The 16,989-nt window shown below is 72.1% G+C and carries 16 protein-coding genes; 8 read left to right on the top strand and 8 right to left on the bottom strand.

The features are described 5' to 3' along the window. Positions 1 to 72 precede the first annotated feature (72 nt). Positions 73 to 414 (top strand): hypothetical protein, encoded by a 342-nt coding sequence (locus IE290_RS32800; protein WP_191248618.1) that lies wholly within the window; start codon positions 73 to 75, stop codon positions 412 to 414. A 7-nt stretch (positions 415 to 421) separates the two neighbouring features. Here the strand turns inward: IE290_RS32800 and IE290_RS32795 are convergent, their stop codons facing one another. The 3 genes from IE290_RS32795 to IE290_RS32785 form a co-directional block, all read right to left on the bottom strand. Further along, positions 422 to 1,294, bottom strand: coding sequence for a glycosyltransferase family 2 protein (locus IE290_RS32795; RefSeq protein ID WP_191248617.1), 873 nt, complete (start codon positions 1,292 to 1,294; stop codon positions 422 to 424). 268 nt (positions 1,295 to 1,562) lie between these two features. Then, complete coding sequence (locus tag IE290_RS32790) at positions 1,563 to 2,711, bottom strand: glycosyltransferase family 4 protein (protein WP_229874852.1); 1,149 nt, start codon at positions 2,709 to 2,711, stop codon at positions 1,563 to 1,565. 42 nt (positions 2,712 to 2,753) lie between these two features. Continuing rightward, positions 2,754 to 3,803 (bottom strand): glycosyltransferase family 4 protein, encoded by a 1,050-nt coding sequence (locus IE290_RS32785; protein WP_191248616.1) that lies wholly within the window; start codon positions 3,801 to 3,803, stop codon positions 2,754 to 2,756. Between the two features lie 18 nt (positions 3,804 to 3,821). On the opposite strand from IE290_RS32785, the gene IE290_RS32780 reads away from it, so the two are divergent. The 3 genes from IE290_RS32780 to IE290_RS32770 are packed head-to-tail and all read left to right on the top strand — an operon-like array spanning position 3,822 to position 8,356. Then, positions 3,822 to 4,736, top strand: coding sequence for a glycosyltransferase family 2 protein (locus IE290_RS32780; protein WP_191248615.1), 915 nt, complete (start codon positions 3,822 to 3,824; stop codon positions 4,734 to 4,736). Positions 4,737 to 4,773: 37 nt separating this feature from the next. Next, positions 4,774 to 7,278: a glycosyltransferase gene (locus tag IE290_RS32775; RefSeq protein ID WP_191248614.1), complete on the top strand. Its 2,505-nt coding sequence runs from the start codon at positions 4,774 to 4,776 to the stop codon at positions 7,276 to 7,278. Continuing rightward, entirely contained in the window at positions 7,271 to 8,356 is a 1,086-nt protein-coding gene (locus IE290_RS32770) for a glycosyltransferase family 4 protein (protein WP_191248613.1), read from the top strand. The genes IE290_RS32775 and IE290_RS32770 overlap by 8 nt, the downstream gene beginning before the upstream one ends. Before the next feature lie 92 nt (positions 8,357 to 8,448). Here IE290_RS32770 and IE290_RS32765 read toward each other — a convergent pair whose 3' ends face one another. Then, positions 8,449 to 9,189: an SDR family oxidoreductase gene (locus IE290_RS32765; RefSeq protein WP_191248612.1), complete on the bottom strand. Its 741-nt coding sequence runs from the start codon at positions 9,187 to 9,189 to the stop codon at positions 8,449 to 8,451. 73 nt (positions 9,190 to 9,262) lie between these two features. On the opposite strand from IE290_RS32765, the gene IE290_RS32760 reads away from it, so the two are divergent. Next, positions 9,263 to 9,799 (top strand): TetR/AcrR family transcriptional regulator, encoded by a 537-nt coding sequence (locus tag IE290_RS32760; RefSeq protein WP_191248611.1) that lies wholly within the window; start codon positions 9,263 to 9,265, stop codon positions 9,797 to 9,799. On the opposite strand, the gene rfbD is transcribed toward IE290_RS32760, so the two are convergent. Both rfbD and rfbB read right to left on the bottom strand, forming a co-directional pair. Further along, positions 9,771 to 10,670: a dTDP-4-dehydrorhamnose reductase gene (gene rfbD / locus IE290_RS32755; protein ID WP_191248754.1), complete on the bottom strand. Its 900-nt coding sequence runs from the start codon at positions 10,668 to 10,670 to the stop codon at positions 9,771 to 9,773. The genes IE290_RS32760 and rfbD overlap by 29 nt on opposite strands. Before the next feature lie 2 nt (positions 10,671 to 10,672). Beyond that, positions 10,673 to 11,665 (bottom strand): dTDP-glucose 4,6-dehydratase, encoded by a 993-nt coding sequence (gene rfbB, locus IE290_RS32750; RefSeq protein WP_191248610.1) that lies wholly within the window; start codon positions 11,663 to 11,665, stop codon positions 10,673 to 10,675. Positions 11,666 to 11,772: 107 nt separating this feature from the next. On the opposite strand from rfbB, the gene IE290_RS32745 reads away from it, so the two are divergent. The 3 genes from IE290_RS32745 to IE290_RS32735 are packed head-to-tail and all read left to right on the top strand — an operon-like array spanning position 11,773 to position 15,067. After that, positions 11,773 to 13,077, top strand: a complete 1,305-nt coding sequence (locus IE290_RS32745) for an LCP family protein (protein WP_191248609.1) — start codon at positions 11,773 to 11,775, stop codon at positions 13,075 to 13,077. A gap of 54 nt (positions 13,078 to 13,131) precedes the next feature. After that, the gene (locus IE290_RS32740) at positions 13,132 to 14,325 is read left to right on the top strand and encodes an LCP family protein (protein ID WP_191248608.1); all 1,194 of its coding nucleotides are present in this window, start codon (positions 13,132 to 13,134) and stop codon (positions 14,323 to 14,325) included. Positions 14,326 to 14,368: 43 nt separating this feature from the next. Further along, a complete protein-coding gene (locus IE290_RS32735; protein ID WP_191248607.1) occupies positions 14,369 to 15,067 on the top strand; it encodes a TIGR03089 family protein in 699 nt (232 codons plus the stop codon). On the opposite strand, the gene IE290_RS32730 is transcribed toward IE290_RS32735, so the two are convergent. Together IE290_RS32730 and IE290_RS32725 are read right to left on the bottom strand one after the other, a co-directional pair. Beyond that, complete coding sequence (locus IE290_RS32730; protein ID WP_191248606.1) at positions 15,064 to 15,489, bottom strand: DoxX family protein; 426 nt, start codon at positions 15,487 to 15,489, stop codon at positions 15,064 to 15,066. The genes IE290_RS32735 and IE290_RS32730 overlap by 4 nt on opposite strands. A gap of 279 nt (positions 15,490 to 15,768) precedes the next feature. Beyond that, complete coding sequence (locus IE290_RS32725; RefSeq protein ID WP_191248605.1) at positions 15,769 to 16,938, bottom strand: acyl-CoA dehydrogenase family protein; 1,170 nt, start codon at positions 16,936 to 16,938, stop codon at positions 15,769 to 15,771. Positions 16,939 to 16,989 lie beyond the last annotated feature (51 nt).

Below are 16,989 nucleotides of genomic sequence, written 5' to 3'. Positions count from 1 at the left end.
AGGGCCTACCCTAGACAGCACACGGAGGGCCCCGTTCGGAGAGGGCCCACGTCGAGTCGGGAGGCCTAGGGGATGGACCCCCGCGATCGAGCGGACGCTCTGCTGGCCAGGGCGCAGTCCCGGGGTGCGTTCGTCGTGACGCCGGACGCCGCGACCTCGCCGATGGACGCTTCGAGCACGCAGCAGATCCCCCGGGACGTCGTCGACAAGATCGACGCGGACGACCCGGACACGACGGCCGTGGTGCCGGCGTCGGTGATCGAGTCGGTGCAGGGCAGCCTGCCCGCCTCGAAACCGGACACCCGCGTGAACATGACGCCGGTGCAGCCGGAGGAAGAGGTCGACGGGCTGGTGCCGACGACCAAGACGCAGACCGGCAACACCGACTTCGCGCGGCGGCTGGAAGGCCTGTAGGGCCGCGTTACTTGCCGCGCGTCTCGAACTTCAGGCGCAGCTTCAGGCCGAGCTTGACCGCGGCCAGCACCGGTTTCCAGGCGAGGCCCTGGTGGCGGTCGGCGAGGTAGCGGTAAGCGCTCTCGTGGTGGGCGGCCAGCATCTTCTTCGGCGCGCGGGACGTGGCTTTGCCGCCGATGTGCGTGACCGCGGCGGAGGGCACGTACACGTTGAGCCAGCCGGCGCGGCCGATGCGGTCGCCGAGGTCGACGTCCTCGAAGTACATGAAGTAGCGGGTGTCGAAGCCGCCGACCGAATCCCACGCTTCCCGGCGGATGAGCTGGCACGAGCCGGACAACCAGCCGGAGGTGCGTTCGCTCGGGGCGGCGTGTTCCTGGCGGTAGGCGCGGGTCCACGGGTTGGCGGGCCAGATCTTGCCGAAGACGGCGTGGCCGACGCCGCGGCCGAGCGAGGGCAGCAGGCGGGCGGAGGGGTAGACGGTGCCGTCGGGGTCGCGGATGAGCGGGCCGAAGGCGCCGCCGCGGGGCCATCGCCGGGCGGCTTCCAGGAGGGTGTCCAGCGAGCCGGGTTCCCACTCGAGGTCGGGGTTGGCGATGACGACCCAGCCGTAGCGGTCGTCGAGGGCCGCCACGCCGCGGTTGGCGCCGCCGCCGTAGCCGAGGTTTTCGCCGATGCGCAGGACGTGGGTGTATGTGCGCTTTTCGGCCCGGTCGAGGGCGTCATCGGTGGAGTCGTTGTCGGCGACGACCACGTGGACGTCGCGGGTGGTCGCCTTTTCGAGGCTGTCGAGGAAGCGGTCGAGGTCCTCACCGGGGAAGTACGTCACGACAACCACGGCGACCCCGTCGCCGTAACGGCTCGGCTCGGTCACGCGGGCCATTGTGCCCCCACTACGCAGCGCGATCGGGCGGGCACCCCGTGACTGACGGCCGCGGCAGTCCGCTACCCCGAGGAGTCGTGCGGCTACGGGAATCGGATCCGCGGCCGAGGAATTCCTCCAGGGGCGAGGCGAGTCACCCTCGAGGCGAGGATGCGTGGGGGGTACAGCGCCTCAAGGCTGGGCAGCCGCGACCACCGTGACAGTCAGATCGACCGGGCGTTGCGCCTGACACCCGCCGACACATCACCTGCCGAACACCGTCCAACGGCTAGTGCTCCCGCTTGTGCAGGTGCCACGCCTTGCCGTAGGCCTCGCGGTGTTTTTCCGCGCTCGTGGCCCACGAGAACTCCTTCGCGCGCCTCTGGGCGGCCGACGCGAGGAACGCCCGGCGGGCGGGGTCGTCCAGCAGCTCGCCCAGCGCCACCGCGACATCACCCGGGCCGACACCGCAGTACGCCACCGCGTCGCCGCCCACCTCGGGCAGCGACAGGCGCCGGGTGGTGAGCACGCACGCGCCACAGGCCATCGCCTCCAGGACCGGTAGGCCGAAGCCCTCGCCGAGGCTCGGGTAGGCCACCAGTTCCGCCCCACCGAGGAACCCGGCCAGCGAGTCGAACGGCAGGTACCCGGCCCGGATCACCCGCAGCCGCAACGGCGCCGCCGCCAGCGCCTTCTCCACCTGCGTGTCCCAGCCCGGCTGCCCGGCCAGCACGAGCGCCGGCGGGTCGGGCCGGTGCTCCACCGCCTTCACGAACCCTCGGATCAGCGCCGGCACGTTCTTCCGCGGCTCCAGCGCCCCCAGGAACGCCACGTACGGCATCCGCTCCAGCCCGATCGCCGCCCGCGCGGCCCGCACCTCGTCCGGCGTCGGCGGGTGGAAGCGCTCGACATCCACCCCGTGCTCGATGATCTCCGGCTGCCGCCGCGGCCGCGCCACCCGCGCCAGCTCCGACGCCGTCGCCTTGGACGGCACCACGCACAACGTCGCCCGCTGCAACGCCGTGCGCGTCCAGCCGCGGAAGAACCGCGCCTTGACCGACGAGTGCAGCACCGCGTCGGTGAAGAACGTCGCGTCGTGCAACGTCACCACCGACGCCGACGGCCCGGCCAGCGGCATCGTGTAGTGCGGCGAGTGCACCACGTCCGCACCCAGCCGCCGCGCCAGCGACGGCAGCGTCGTCTGCTCCCAGATCAGCCGCGCGGTGCGCGTCGCGGTGGACTGGACCGCCGGCACGACCCGCGAGTGCGGCGCGAGCCGGTCGAAGAGCCGGAAATCCCGTGGCTGGCAGACCACTGTGATGGGCGCGCCGTCGGCGTCCAGCGCCGCCACCAGCGAGTCCACGTAGCGACCGACCCCGCCCCGGTCCGCGGGCACGGCCGTGGCATCGATCAGGACGCTGGGTTCGCCTCTTCCCACTCGTGCAGGGTACGGCTGATCGGGATCGCCGTGGTCGGGAACTCACGAAGTGGTGCGGTCGTGCACGGCCCAAACGGCTCGTGCGGCTCCTTCCCAGGAGAACGCCGCCGCCCGCGCCCGTCCACGACGCACCAGGTCAGCCGCCCGTTCCGGACTGGACAGAACGTCGTTCAGCGCCGCCGCGAGCGCCGTCGAATCCCCGCGCGGGAACCGCACGCCCGCGTCCCCGGCGACCTCGACCAGCGCTGGAGCGTCCGAGTGCACCACCGGCACCCCGGCCGCCATCGCTTCCAGCACCGGCAATCCGAAGCCCTCCGCGACGCTCGGCGCCGCCAGCACGGACGCCCGCCGCAACACGGCCGCCAGTGAAACGTCGGTCAACCGCCCCAGAACCCGCACGTGGGCACGGTTTCCGGCCATCGCGACGGGGTCCAGACCACCCCAGCCCGGCTGTCCGGCGAGCACCAGCGGCACCCCCACCCGCTCCATCGCCGAGACCAGGACGTCGATCCCCTTGCGCGGCTCGATGGTCCCGACCGCCAGCACGTAGCGGTCCGGCACGTCCACCTCGGGCAGGTCGTCTCTGGTGAACACCTCCGCCACCCCGTGCCCGGCCACGGTCACCGGCACCGCCACCGGCACGCGTGTGCGGAGATCGTCGGCGACCGCCCGCGTCGGCACGACGAGTCCCGAAGCACGCCGGGCCGCCCGCGCGATCATCGCCCGGTGCCAGCGCACCCCGCGCGGCGTCAGCGTCTCCGGATGCGTCCACGGCACGGTGTCGTGCACGGTCACCGACAGCGTGCGCCCGCGCGGCACTCGCGCCGGGGCCAAAGGGGTCGGCGCGTGCACCGCGTCCCCGCCCGGCCAGTACGGCAGCCCGGCCTGCCACGCCGCGACGAGCGCCCGCGGCGGCAACGGCAGCATCCGCGTCCCGGGCAACCCCTCGGCGTGCCGCGCCGTGACGCTCGACACCGTCCACCCCGGCGGGGCGGTCTCGGTCAGCGCGCGCAGCAGCTCCGCGGTGTAGCGGCCCGTCCCGCCGGGCACGGGCGCGAGCAGCTGCTCGGCGATGACCACGAGTTCCGGCACGGCCCGTATTCTTCCGGTGTGCCGATCCGCAGCACCGTCGTGGTGGTCACCTGGCGCGGTGCCGCGCACATCACCGCCTGCCTGGACGCCCTCGCCGCCCAGACGCGCCCGCACCGGCTGCTCGTGATCGACAACGCCTCCGACGACGGCACCGCCCACCTGCTGGCCCGGCATCCGTCCGCGCCGGAGGTCGTCCGGCTGTCCCGCAACACCGGGTACGCCGGCGCCACCGCCCACGCGCTGTCCGAAGTGGACACCGAGTTCACGGTGTGGCTCAACGACGACGCCGCCCCCGCCCCGGACTGGCTCGCCGAGCTGGAGGACCACGTCGGCGACGCCGCGGCCGCCGCGTCCCGCCTGGAATACGCCGACGGACAGGTCCAGTCCCTCGGCGTGAACCTCACCCCGGACGGCCACGGCTACGACACCGCGGAGACCACACAGACCCCGGTGTTCGCCTTCTGCGGCGGGGCCGCGCTGATCCGCACCGCCACGCTGCGCGAAGTCGGCGGGGTCCCAGCGGACTTCTTCTGCTACTACGAGGACACCGACACCGCGTGGCGCCTGCGGCTCGCCGGCCATGACATCGTGACGGTCCCCACGGCGCGTGTCACACACCGCCACGGCGCCAGCACGCAACCGGGATCCGAGAGCTTCCACCGGTGGAACGAACGCAACCGGCTGCTCACCCTCCTGCGCTGCGCCCCGGCCGGAATCGCCGCGCGCGAGCTGGCCCGGTTCACCGCGATCACCGCCCTGCTGCCGCTCAAGCGGAACGTGCCGGAAGCGCCCAATTTCCGCCTGGGCCTGCGGTGCCGTGTCCTCGGCGAAGTGATCCTCCGGCTGCCCGCGACACTGGCCGCGCGGAAGTCGATCACGCGCCGCTCGACGGTCGGCCGAGGCGCGGTCTGGGCGGCCTGGACCTCCCGATAGTCTCTGCCGGACACACGGCGAGTACGGAGGTCGGGCGTTGGTCCAGGGGGACACACCACTGCCGCTGGTCTCGGTGATCCTGGTGAACTACCGGGGCGCGGAGCACACGATCGCCTGCCTGCGCGCCCTGCGCGAGGACCTCGACTACCCGAACCTCGAGGTGCTGGTCGTCGACAACGCCTCGGGCGGGGACGACGTCGCGCGCATCAAGGCCGCGGCCGGCGACGCGCGGGTGATCGAGTCGGACACCAACACCGGTTTCGCGGGCGGCTGCAACCTCGGCGCCCGGCACGCCCAGGGCAGCGTGCTCGCGTTCCTCAACAACGACGCGCGCCCGGACGCGGCGTGGGTGAAGGCGGCGGTCGACGTGCTGCGCGCCGAGCCGACCGTCGCCGCCGTGGCCAGCAAGGTCCTGGACTGGGATGGCACCGGCGTGGACTTCGTGGACGCGGGCCTGACCTGGTTCGGCATGGGGTACAAGCGGCACGCGGGCGGTCCGCTGGCCGACGTGGCGCCCGGTGAGCACGACGTCGCCAAGGACGTGCTGTTCGCCACCGGTTCGGCGATGTTCGTGCGCGCCGACGTGTTCCGCGCGCTGGACGGGTTCGACGAGCGCTTCTTCATGTTCTACGAGGACGTCGACCTGGGCTGGCGGCTCAACCTGCGCGGCTGGCGCGTGCGGTACGTGCCGGAGTCGGTCGCCTACCACCGCCACCACGGCACGATGTCCGAAGTGGACGCGCCGGACACCGGTCGCGAGACGTTCCTGTTGGAGCGCAACGCTCTCGCCGCCCTCTACAAGAACCTCTCCGACGAGACGCTGGCGAAGGTGCTGCCCGCCGCGCTGGCGCTGGCCGTGCGCCGCGCCACCGCCCGCGGCGAGCTGGACCCCACCCAGCTGGATCTCGCCAAGGCCGGTCCGGTGGAGACCGCGCCGGTGGCGATCCCGCGCACCACGCTGGCCGGGGTGCTGGCGATCGACCAGTTCGTCGAGCTGCTGCCGTCGCTGACCGAGTCGCGCGCCGCCGAGCAGGCCGCGCGCGTGCGCACCGACGCCGACCTGATCCCGCTCATGCGCAAGGCCCTGGAGCCGGCCTATCCCCTGCCGCGTTACCTCGCCGCGCACGACGTCCTCGCCGACGTCTTCGGCATCGAGGCCGTGTTCGGACAGCGCCGCAAGGTCCTGGTGATCACCGGCGACGCGATCACCGACCGCATGGCGGGCCCGGCGATCCGCGCGTGGAACATCGCCACGGTCCTGTCCGCCGAACACGACGTGCGCCTGGTCACGGTCAACCCGCTGGCGGCGCCGCCGCCCGCGCCGTTCCCGGTGAGCGCGGCGCGCAAGCGGGACCTGACCGAGCCGGTCGCGTGGGCGGACATCGTGATCCTGCAGGGTCACGTGCTGGAGATGGCGCCCGCGCTGAAGGCCCAGGACTCGAACAAGATCGTGGTCTGCGACCTGTACGACCCGATGCACCTGGAGCTGCTGGAGCAGGGCAAGAGCGCGCCGGACGACCGCCGCGCCGCCGATCTGGCCGGCGTGACGCGGGTGCTGGACGCACAGCTGCTGCGCGGGGACTTCTTCCTGTGCGCGTCGGAGCGGCAGCGGTTGTTCTGGCTGGGCCACCTGGCCGCGCTGGGCCGCCTGTCGCCGCGGCTGTACGACGCGGACCCGACCACGCAGTCGCTGCTGTCGGTCGTCCCGTTCGGCCTGTCGCCGGAGCCGCCGGTGCGCACCGGCCCCGGCCTGCGGGCGACGCTGGGCATCGACGGCAGCGACCGGGTCGTGCTGTGGGCGGGTGGCGTCTACAGCTGGTTCGACCCGCTGACGCTGGTGCACGCGATCGACCGGCTGCGGCAGCGGCGGCCCGACGTGAAGCTGGTGTTCCTCGGGATGAAGCACCCGAACCCCGAGGTCGCCGAGATGGACATCGGCGCGCGCACGATCCACCTGGCCGACCGGCTCGGGCTCACCGACAAGCACGTCTACTTCAACGAGCAGTGGGTGCCCTTCGGCGAGCGGCAGAACTGGCTGCTCGACGCGAACTGCGGGGTGACCACGCACTACGAGCACGTCGAGACCACGTTCGCGTTCCGCACCCGGGTGCTGGACTACCTGTGGGCGGGGCTGCCGATCGTGACCACGGACGGCGACGCGTTCGCCGACCTGGTGCGCGACGAGAAGCTGGGTGTCGTGGTGCCGGCCGAGGACGTGGACGCCCTGGCGGACGCGCTGGAGCGGGTGCTCTACGACGAGGACTTCGCGGCAGAGTGCCGCGCGCGGATCGAGGTCGTCGCGCAGCGGTTCGCGTGGCCGACCGCGCTGGCGCCGCTGGTGGAGTTCTGCCGCAACCCGCGCCCGGCGGCCGACCGCCTGGTCGGCGCCGCGCCGCTGACCGCGGAGGAGCCGGTGCGCGGCGCGGAGGCGGTGCGGCGGGATCTGGCGCTGGTCAAGGAGTACCTCGCCGACGGTGGCCCGAAGGAGCTGGCGCGGCGGGTCGCGGGCCGGGTGCGGAAGGTCGCCCGCCGTCGTGGCTGAGCGAGCGCTTCGGGTCCTGCTGGACGGCACCCCGCTGCTGGGTGACCGGACGGGCATCGGGCGCTACACCGCGTCCCTGGCCGAAGAGCTCGCCTCGATGTCCGATGTGGACATGCGTGCGGTGGCGTTCACCCTGCGCGGCTGGCGCCGGTTGCGGTACGTGCTGCCGCACGGCGCGCGGGCCCGCGGCATGCCGGTCGCCGCGCGGATGCTGCGCAAGGCGTGGCTGCGGTCGACGTTCCCGCCGATCGAGCTGTTCGCCGGCCGCGCGGACGTGGTGCACGGGACGAACTTCGTGCTGCCCGGCGCGGTGCGGGCCGCGGGTGTGCTGACGATCCACGATCTGGCGTTCCTGGACGCGCCCGAAGAGCTGCCGCCGAGTGACCGGGAGCTGCCGGAGCTGGTCCGCCGGGGCGCCGCCCGCGCGGACGTGATCTGCACCCCGACGGCGGCGGTGGCTGACGCGGTCGCGACGCGGTTGGACGTGGACCGGGCGAAGGTCGTGGTGACGCCGCTGGGCGTGGACGCGGCGTGGTTCACCGGACGTCCCCCGGACGAGCCGATGCGCGAGCGGCTGGGGCTGCCGGAGCGGTACCTGTTGTTCGTCGGCGCGGCGGGCCCGCGCAAGGGCCTGGACTGGCTGTTGCGGGCTCATGCGGCGGCCGAGGACCTGCCGCCACTGGTGTTCTCCGGCCCCGGGCCCGCGCCCGGGAGTTCGCGGAGCCGGCGCTTGGGCTATCTGTCCGAGCGGGACCTGCACAACGTGATGGCCGGGGCGGCCGCGCTGGTGCTCCCGTCCCGGGACGAGGGTTTCGGCCTGCCCGTGCTGGAGGCGCTGGCCTCGGACGTGCCCGTGGTGTGCTCGGACATCCCCGCGCTGCGCGAGATTTCGGGCGGCTTCGCGCACCTGGCGCCCTACGGCGAGGTGGACGCGCTGATCGCGGCCCTGCGCGAGGCGGTCGCGGAACCCCCGCTGGCATCGAGGTCCATCGAGCGACGCGCCCACGCGGCGAGCTTCACGTGGCGCCGCACAGCGGAAACGACGCTGGCGGCCTACCGCCAAGCCGCACAGCGCTGAGGAGCTGGGTGGTCATCCCGGAGCCTGCCCGTCCGGCGAGGACATCTTTTGATCTTTGAACCAGCGCGTGGGCTGGCGAAGCGCCTCAAGAATCACCCCTGCCGCGCGGGCCGGATCACCAGCTCCCCGATCTCCACGTCCTCCGGCTGCTCGATCGCGAACGCGACAGCCCGCGCCACCGCCTCCGGACTGATCCCCACCTCCGCCATCGCCCGCTGCGCCGCCTCCCGCTGCGCCGGGTCCTCGACGTGATCGACCAGCTCCGTCCGTACGTACCCCGGCGAAATCGCGGTCGTGCGCACCACCCCGTCGGTCGACTCCTGACGCAATGCCTCCAGCACGGTCCGCACGGCGTTCTTGGTCCCCGCGTACACCGCCTGCGTCGGTACGATCTTCAGCCCCGATGTCGACACCGTGGTGACGAAGTGCCCCCGCCCCTGACGACGGAACACCGGCATCGCGGCAGCGATCCCGTACAGCACGCCCCGCAGGTTGACGTCGATCATCGCGTCCCAGTCGTCCACATCGAGATCAGCCACGGGCGCGAGACGAGCCACCCCGGCGTTGCTCACCAGCACATCCAGCCGCCCGAACCGGTCCACCGCCAACGCCACCAGCTCCGCGACACCAGCCCGGCCGGTGACATCCACCTCCAGCATCTCCGCCCGGCCACCCTCGCCCCGGATGCGCCCCACCAGAGCCTCGAGCCGATCCCCGCGCCGGGCCCCCAGCACGACGGCCGCACCACGCCCTGCCAGCTCCAGCGCCGTCGCCTCGCCGATGCCGCTGCTGGCTCCGGTGATCGCGACGACCTTGCCGTCCACTCCGCTCATGACACCCTCCCGCTAAGCTGACAATTGTCCGCTTAACCGTAGCGGACACTTGTCCGCTTAGGGAAGGAGTGCCGTGCCCCGATCGGATGCCGCGGCCAACCGGGACCGCATCGTCGAGGCCGCGCGCGCCGAACTGAACACCTCCGACGATCTCAAGCTCCACGCGGTCGCGAAGGCCGCCGGCGTCGGCCAAGGCACCCTCTACCGGCACTTCCCGACCCGCGAGCACCTGCTCGCCGAGGTGTACCGGCACGAGATGACCGAGCTCGTCGACGCCGTCGCACCACTGCTGGCCGAGCATGCCCCGCTCCAGGCCCTGACCGCCTGGCTGGAGCGGCTGATCGGCTACGCGCGGGTCAAGCGCGGCGTGATGGCGGCGATCGAGGCCTCGGCGTGGCAGGACCTCTACGCCGACCAGCACCACCGGCTGGACGAGGCGCTCGGGATGCTGCTGGATCGCGGAAAGTCCGCCGGCGAAGTGCGCGCGGAGGTCGACGCCGCGGACGTCATCCTGCTCCTGGGCGCGTTGTCACGGCTGCCCGAAACCGAGTGGGACGCGCGGGCCCACCGGCTCGTGACGGTCATCGTGGACGGTCTGCGTCCCCGCTGAGGTAGGCGTGCAGCGCCTCCCGCCACGGGCGCAGCGGCGTGAGCCCCGCCCGCTGCCACGCCTCGTTGGACAGCACCGAGTACGGCGGCCGGGGCGCCGGCCGGGGGAACTCGGCCGTCGTGCACGGCTCGACCCGCTCCGGGTCCGCACCCAGCTCCTCGAAGATCGCCCGCGCGAAGCCGAACCACGTGGTCTCCCCGGCGTTGGTGCAGTGCAGCACCCGCCGCTGCGGCCCGCGCCCGCTCACCACGGCCCGGCCGAGCTCCAACAGTCCGGCGGCCAGGTCGGCGGCCGAGGTCGGCGACCCCCGCTGATCGTCCACAACGGACAGCGTGTCCCGCTCGCTCTCCAGGCGGCGCATGGTTTCCACGAAGTTCGCCCCACCCGGGCCGTACACCCAGGCCGTCCGCACGACCCAGGCCCGGGCACCGGAGCCCAGCACCGCGTCCTCACCCGCCGCCTTGGTCCGGCCGTACGCGCTGCGCGGCCCCAGCGGGTCCTCCGGCTCGTACGGCCGTGACGCGTCGCCGGGGAACACGTAGTCGGTCGACACGTGGATCAGCGGCACCCGCCGCGACGAACACGCCGCCGCCAGCACGCGCGCACCGTCCGCGTTGATCCGGAACGCCCGCGGCTCGTCGGTTTCCGCCGCGTCCACCGCCGTGTAGGCGGCGGCGTTGATCACCAGCGGGCTGCGCCCGGCCTCGGCGGCCTCGGCGGCCAGCGCGTTGACCGCGGCGATCACCGAACCGGCGCTGGTCAGGTCGAGTTCGGCCGACGAGGGCGCGACCACCTGGACGTCGGCCGAGGCGAGCGCGGACAGGGCGCTGCCGAGCTGCCCCGTTCCGCCGGGCACGAGCACACTGAGCATCGTCACTTCCCCACCAGCGCGGCGCGCCGCTTCAGCGGCTCCCACCACGCGCGATTGTCGGCGTACCAGCGCACGGTAGCCGCCAGACCCTCGTCGAAGGAAACCCTCGGCGCGTACCCGAGCTCGGTGCTGATCTTGGTGATGTCCACCGAGTACCGCCGGTCGTGCCCCTTGCGGTCGGCGACCTGCTCGACCCGTTCCCAGCCGACCCCGACCGCGGCCAGCAGTCGCTCGGTCAGCTCACGGTTGGTCAACTCCGTGCCACCGCCGATGTTGTAGATCTCCCCCGGACGGCCGCCCTCGGCCACCAGCTGGATGCCGTGGCAGTGGTCGTCCACGTGCAGCCAGTCACGGACGTTCAGCCCGTCGCCGTAGAGCGGGACCGTCAGCCCGTCCAACAAGTTGGTAACGAAAAGCGGGATGACCTTCTCCGGAAACTGGTACGGCCCGTAGTTGTTCGAACACCGCGTCACGCACACGGGTAGTCCGTGCGTCCGGAAGTAGGACCGCGCGATCAGATCGGAGGACGCCTTCGACGCCGAGTACGGCGAATTCGGTTCCAGGACGTGGTCTTCCGACCACGATCCGCTCTCGATCGAGCCGTACACCTCGTCCGTCGAGACGTGCACGAACCTGCCCACCCCGGCGTCCAGCGCGGCCTGCAGCAGGGTCTGCGTGCCCAACACGTTGGTCAGCACGAAGTCGGCGGAGCCGAGGATGGAGCGGTCCACATGCGACTCGGCGGCGAAGTGGACGACCAGGTCGACGCCCGTCATGACCTCGGCGACCACCTCCGCGTCGGTGATGTCGCCGCGCACGAACCGCAGCCGCGGGGAGTCCGCGACCGGCGCCAGGTTGGCCTCGTTGCCGGCGTAGGTGAGCTTGTCGAGCACCACCACCTCGGCGTCGGCGAGCGCCGGGTAGGCCCCCGAGATCGCCTGCCGGACGTAGTGCGAGCCGATGAAACCCGCGCCCCCGGTCACCAGGACCCGCATCGCCTGCTCCTCCTCAAGATCGTCATGGACCAGCCCACGGCCGCTTCACTCACCCGAACAGTAATCTGGAGGCATTCACTCGGGTCGGGGGCTGGGAGGGAGCGAGTGTGACCGACGGGCTTACCACCCGCCTGGAGGCCGCGGACGAGGTCGCGTGGCCCGCGCGGCCCATCCCGTCTCCCCGGCGGCGGCGCCACCGCATCGCCGTCGTCGCCCGGCGCGGCGGCAAGCTGGTCGTCGCCCTGGTGTCGGTCGCGGTCCTCACCATCACCTGGTACGGCTGGCAGTTCATCGGCGACCCCAACTCCGGCCTGTCCACCACCCAGGTGTTCGACGAGGAGCTGCACGCGGTGCCGCTCGACGGCGCGGTCGACATCCTGCTGGTCGGCATGGACAGCCGCACCGACGCGCAGGGCAACCCGCTGCCCCGCGAGGTGCTGGACATGCTGCACGCCGGCGAGTCCGACGGCGAGAAGCAGACCGACACGATGATCCTCGTGCACATCCCGCAGGACGGGCGCCGCGCGGTGGCGATCTCGTTCCCGCGCGACTCGTGGGTCGAGCTGGCCGGCGGGTTCGGCAAGCACAAGCTCAACGGCGCGTTCGTCTACGCCTACAACGACAAGTTCAAGGAACTCCAGCAGCAGGGCGTCGACCTGAGGACGGCCGACGAGCAGGCCAAGGTCACCGGCCGGAAGAACCTCATCGCCACGCTCGAGACGTTCATCGGCAAGCCCGGCATGATCGACCGCTACGCCGAGGTGAACCTGGCGAGCTTCTACGAGGTGACGCGGGCCCTCGGCGGGATCGAGGTGTGCCTCAAGGCGCCGGTGCGCGAGCGCAAGTCCGGGGTCGACCTGCCCGCCGGGCGGCAGACCATCGAGGGCGTGCAGGCGCTGGCGTTCGTGCGGCAGCGCTACGACCTGCCGGGCGGCGACCTGGGCCGCATCGCGCGCCAGCAGGCGTTCCTGTCCGGGCTGGCGCGCAAGATGCTCTCCCGGGACGTGCTGGCCAACCCGGGCAAGCTCTCCGACGTGATCACCGCCGTCAAGAAGTCGGTGGTGCTCTCCGACAACTGGGACCTGCCAGAGTTCGCCGCCCAGATGCGCGGGCTCAACGGCGGCAACATCGAGTTCCGCACCATCCCGGTGATCGGCAACGCCACCATCGGCGGCGCCGACGTCGTGCGCGTCGACCCGCAGGCCGTGCACGCGTTCGTCGACCAGCTCACCTCCGACTCGGGCCGGCCTGCGTCGAGTTCGGCCGCACCCACCTCGGCGCCGTCCTCCTCCAGCGCACCGCCCAGCAGCCCCAGCCGACGGCCCGCCACCACGACGAGCACCCCGGTTCCGACCTCGTCCTCCCCCGCGCCGCCGCCCATCACCGCGGGCGACGTGCCCTGTGTGAACTGACGCCCCGGTGCCTTAACCTGGTTCCCAGGGGCTGACGAGGGGGGAGACACGGGGATGGACGACGAGCCGAAACCGACGCCCTACCCGCGGTCGACGGCCCCCGCCGAGGAGCCACCGGCCCGGCGTCGTCACCCGTTCCGCGCGACCGGGAAGGCGGTGGTCGCGCTGGTCTCGGTGGTCGCGCTGGCCGCCACCGGGTACGCCTGGGCGACCTACCACGAGGTGCAGGGCAACGTGCACACCACGGACGCCCTCGACCTGCCCGAGGACAAGCCGGCGCCGCCCGCCGACGACGGGGGCGACGACATCCTGCTGGTCGGCGCGGACGCCCGGACCGACATGCAGGGCAACGCGCTGCCGCTGCAGGTGCTCAAGACGCTGCGCACCGAGCAGACCAGCGGGGTGAACACCGACACGATCATCGTCGTGCGGATCCCGAAGAACGGTGCGAAGCCGTTCGCGGTGTCGATCCCGCGCGACACCTGGATCGACGTGCCGCGCGGCGGGCAGGGCAAGATCAACTCGGTGTACGGCGTCGCCAAGCAGGCGAAGGCCGACGAGCTGCGCCGCCAGGGCAAGCGGGACGCGGCCGAGGTCGAGCGCGACTCCGACCAGGCCGGGCGGCAGGCGCTGGTGCAGGCCGTGCAGGACTTCACGCAGGTGCGGATCGACCACTACGCCGAGGTCAACCTGCTCGGGTTCTACCTGATCACCGAGGCCCTCGGCGGGGTCGAGGTGTGCCTGAACCACGCGACCGAGGACAAGGACTCCGGCGCCGACTTCCGCGCCGGGGTGCAGACGGTGTCCGGCGGCGAGGCGCTGTCGTTCGTGCGGCAGCGGAAGAACCTGCCGCGCGGGGACCTGGACCGGATCGTGCGGCAGCAGGCGTTCCTGTCCTCGGCGCTGCACAAGGTGCTGTCGGCCGGGGTGCTGGCGAACCCGGGCACGCTCGGCGACCTGACCGACGCGCTGCACCGGTCGCTGGTGCTCGACCCGGACTTCGACCTGCTGCAGTTCGCGGACAAGGCCAAGGGGCTGGCGTCCGGGGACGTCACGTTCACGACGATCCCGGTGATCACGATCGACGGCCGCAGCCCGGACGGGGAGCAGAGCATCGTGGAGGTCGATCCGGTCGCGGTGCGGCAGTTCTTCGCCGGGCTGGCCGGGCGGAGTCCCGGTTCGGGTGGCGGGGCGTCTTCGGGCGGGGTCGTGCAGGCCGTGCCCGCCGGGGTGACGTGTGTGAACTAGGCCGGCCCCTCGCCCATCTGCGCGCGGCGGCTACATTCAGGGCGTGTCGCTGACTGATGCGTTGTTCCGTCCCCTGCTGGCCCAGCCGGGGAAGCCGCTGATCACCCACTACGACGACGCCGCGGGCACCCGGGTGGAGCTGTCGGTGGCGACGACCGCGAACTGGGCCGCGAAGACGGCGAACTGGCTGGTCGAGGAGTTCGACGTGGAGCCGGGCGATCCGGTGGCCGTGGCGCTGCCCGCGCACTGGCAGACGGCGGGGGTGCTGCTCGGGGCGTGGTGGTGCGGGGCGGAGGTGGTCGCTTCGCCGTCGGGTGCGCGGGTGGCGTTCGTCGCGCCGGGCGGTTCGGGCGAGGGCGCCGAGGCGACGGCGGTCGTGGCGCTGGACCCGATGGGGCGGGGGCTGACCGCGCCGGTTCCGGGTGCGCTGGACTACCTCAACGAAGCCCGCGCGTACGGCGACGACTTCAGCCCGATGATCCCGATCGCCGGGGACACCCCGGCACTGGCGGGTTCCACTGTGGACGAGGTGCTGTCGGAAGCCCGTGCGCGTGCGGAAAAGCTCGGCCCCGGGGCGCGGGTGTTGTCCACTGTGGAGTGGACGGTGCCGGAGGGTGTGCTGGACGGCCTGCTGACCCCGTTGTCAGCCGGCGCCCACCTGGTGCAGATTTCCAACCCGGACCCGTCGAAGCTGGACGCCCGGCGGGCCGCCGAGCGGACGACGGTGGACCTGCTCGCCTAGACGGTCTGCGGTTCGGCCTTGCGTGCCCGCCGGCCGAGGAGCAGGTGGTCCAGCGAGAGGCGACCGCCGTTGAACCCGAGCGCGAGGGCCGCGGCGCCGAGGACGAGCACGAGTTCGTAGCCGCCCTGGCCGGTCAGGCCCGCGTCGAGGTGGACCCAGAAGATCGCGCCGACCATGTCCACGGCGAACAGCAGGCCCAGCACGGGCAGCGCGACGCCGGCGATGAACGCCACCGCGCCGATCGTCTCGAGGACGATGAGGAAGAGGGCGGACAGGGCCGGCAACGGCACGCCGATGCCGCTCATCATGTTCGTGACACCGTCCAGCCCGGCGTCCCACTTCTGCAGGCCGTGCGCGAGGAAGACCACCCCCACCGCGACCCGGCCGATCAGCGCCGCCACGTCCTTGACTCGGTCGTACATCCCTGCTCCCCGTTCTGGTTGAAGTTTCAACTAGCGGGGTCGACGGTACCGGAGCCAGGTGAGCGGGTGGTGAAATACCCACATACTGGACAGGAACGGGTGAGCAGGACCACAGGGGCTCTGGTTCAGCGCTGTTCGGTCCACAGCACCGGGGCGGTCACCACGACACGCCCGCTCGCCGACCTCGAATGCGAAATTGCCAACGGCCAGCCTGCGAAGCCCAAAAAAACGGCGCGGCACCCGAGCCGTAGCCCGGGCACCGCGCCGCCGAAACCTCGATCAGCCCTTCAGCAGGGCCCGCGCCATCACCAGGCGCTGGATCTGGTTCGTGCCCTCGTAGATCTGCGTGATCTTCGCGTCGCGCATCATGCGTTCCACCGGGAAGTCGCGGGTGTAGCCGGCGCCGCCGAAGAGCTGCACGGCGTCCGTCGTCACCGACATCGCCACGTCCGAGGCGTAGGACTTCGCGGCCGAGGCCATGAATCCGGCGCGCGCGTCGCCGCGCTCGGTGGCCGCCGCGGAGGCGTACACCAGGTGCCGCGCGGCCTCGATCTTCGTGCCCATGTCCGCCAGCATGAACTGCACGCCCTGGAACTCGCCGATCGCCTTACCGAACTGCTTGCGCTCCTTCACATACGCCACTGCCGCGTCGAGCGCGCCCTGCGCGATGCCCAGCGCCTGCGCCCCGATCGTCGGCCGCGTGTGGTCCAGCGTGCGCAGCGCCGTCTTCAGGCCGGTTCCGGGCTCACCGATGATCCGGTCCGCCGGGATGGTGCAGTTCTCGAAGTAGATCTCCCGCGTCGGCGAGCCCTTGATGCCGAGTTTCTTCTCCTTGGGGCCGACCGAGAAACCCGGGTCGTCCTTGTGCACCACGAACGCCGAAATCCCGTTCGACTTCTTCGGTGCGTCCGGGTCGGTCACCGCCATCACCGTGTACCACGTCGACTCGCCGGCGTTGGTGATCCACGCCTTCGTCCCGTTCAGCACCCAGTGGTCGCCGTCCAGCCGGGCGCGGGTCCGCATCGACGCGGTGTCCGAGCCGGCCTCCCGCTCCGACAGCCCGTACGACGCCGTCGCCCCGGCCGCGATCTCCGGCAGCACCAGCTTCTTGAGCTCCTCCGACGCCGACAGCAGGATCGGCTGGGTGCCCAGCTTGTTCACCGCCGGGATCAGCGACGCCGACGCGTCGACCCGCGCGACCTCCTCGATCACGATGCACGCCGCGATCGCGTCCGCACCCTGGCCCTCGTAGGCCTCCGGGATGTGCACCGCGTTGAAGCCGGACGCGTTGAGCGCCTTCAACGCCTCGTACGGGTACCGCTCCTGCTCGTCCACCTCGGCGGCGTAAGGCGCGATCTCCTTCTCCGCCAGCGCACGCACGGCAGCACGCAGCTCCTCGTGCTCCTCGGCCAGCTGGTAGAGGCCCGGGGTCTCCGACACCGTCGTCACCTTTCATCGAGCGGGTAAGAAGTCCGCCATCCATGTTAGTGCTCGTTCACT

The organism is Amycolatopsis deserti (assembly GCF_014653945.1).
Taxonomy (GTDB): domain Bacteria; phylum Actinomycetota; class Actinomycetes; order Mycobacteriales; family Pseudonocardiaceae; genus Amycolatopsis_E; species Amycolatopsis_E deserti.
The sequence above is the reverse complement of the archived record's forward strand: the minus strand, read 5'-3'. Positions and strand labels throughout refer to the sequence as shown.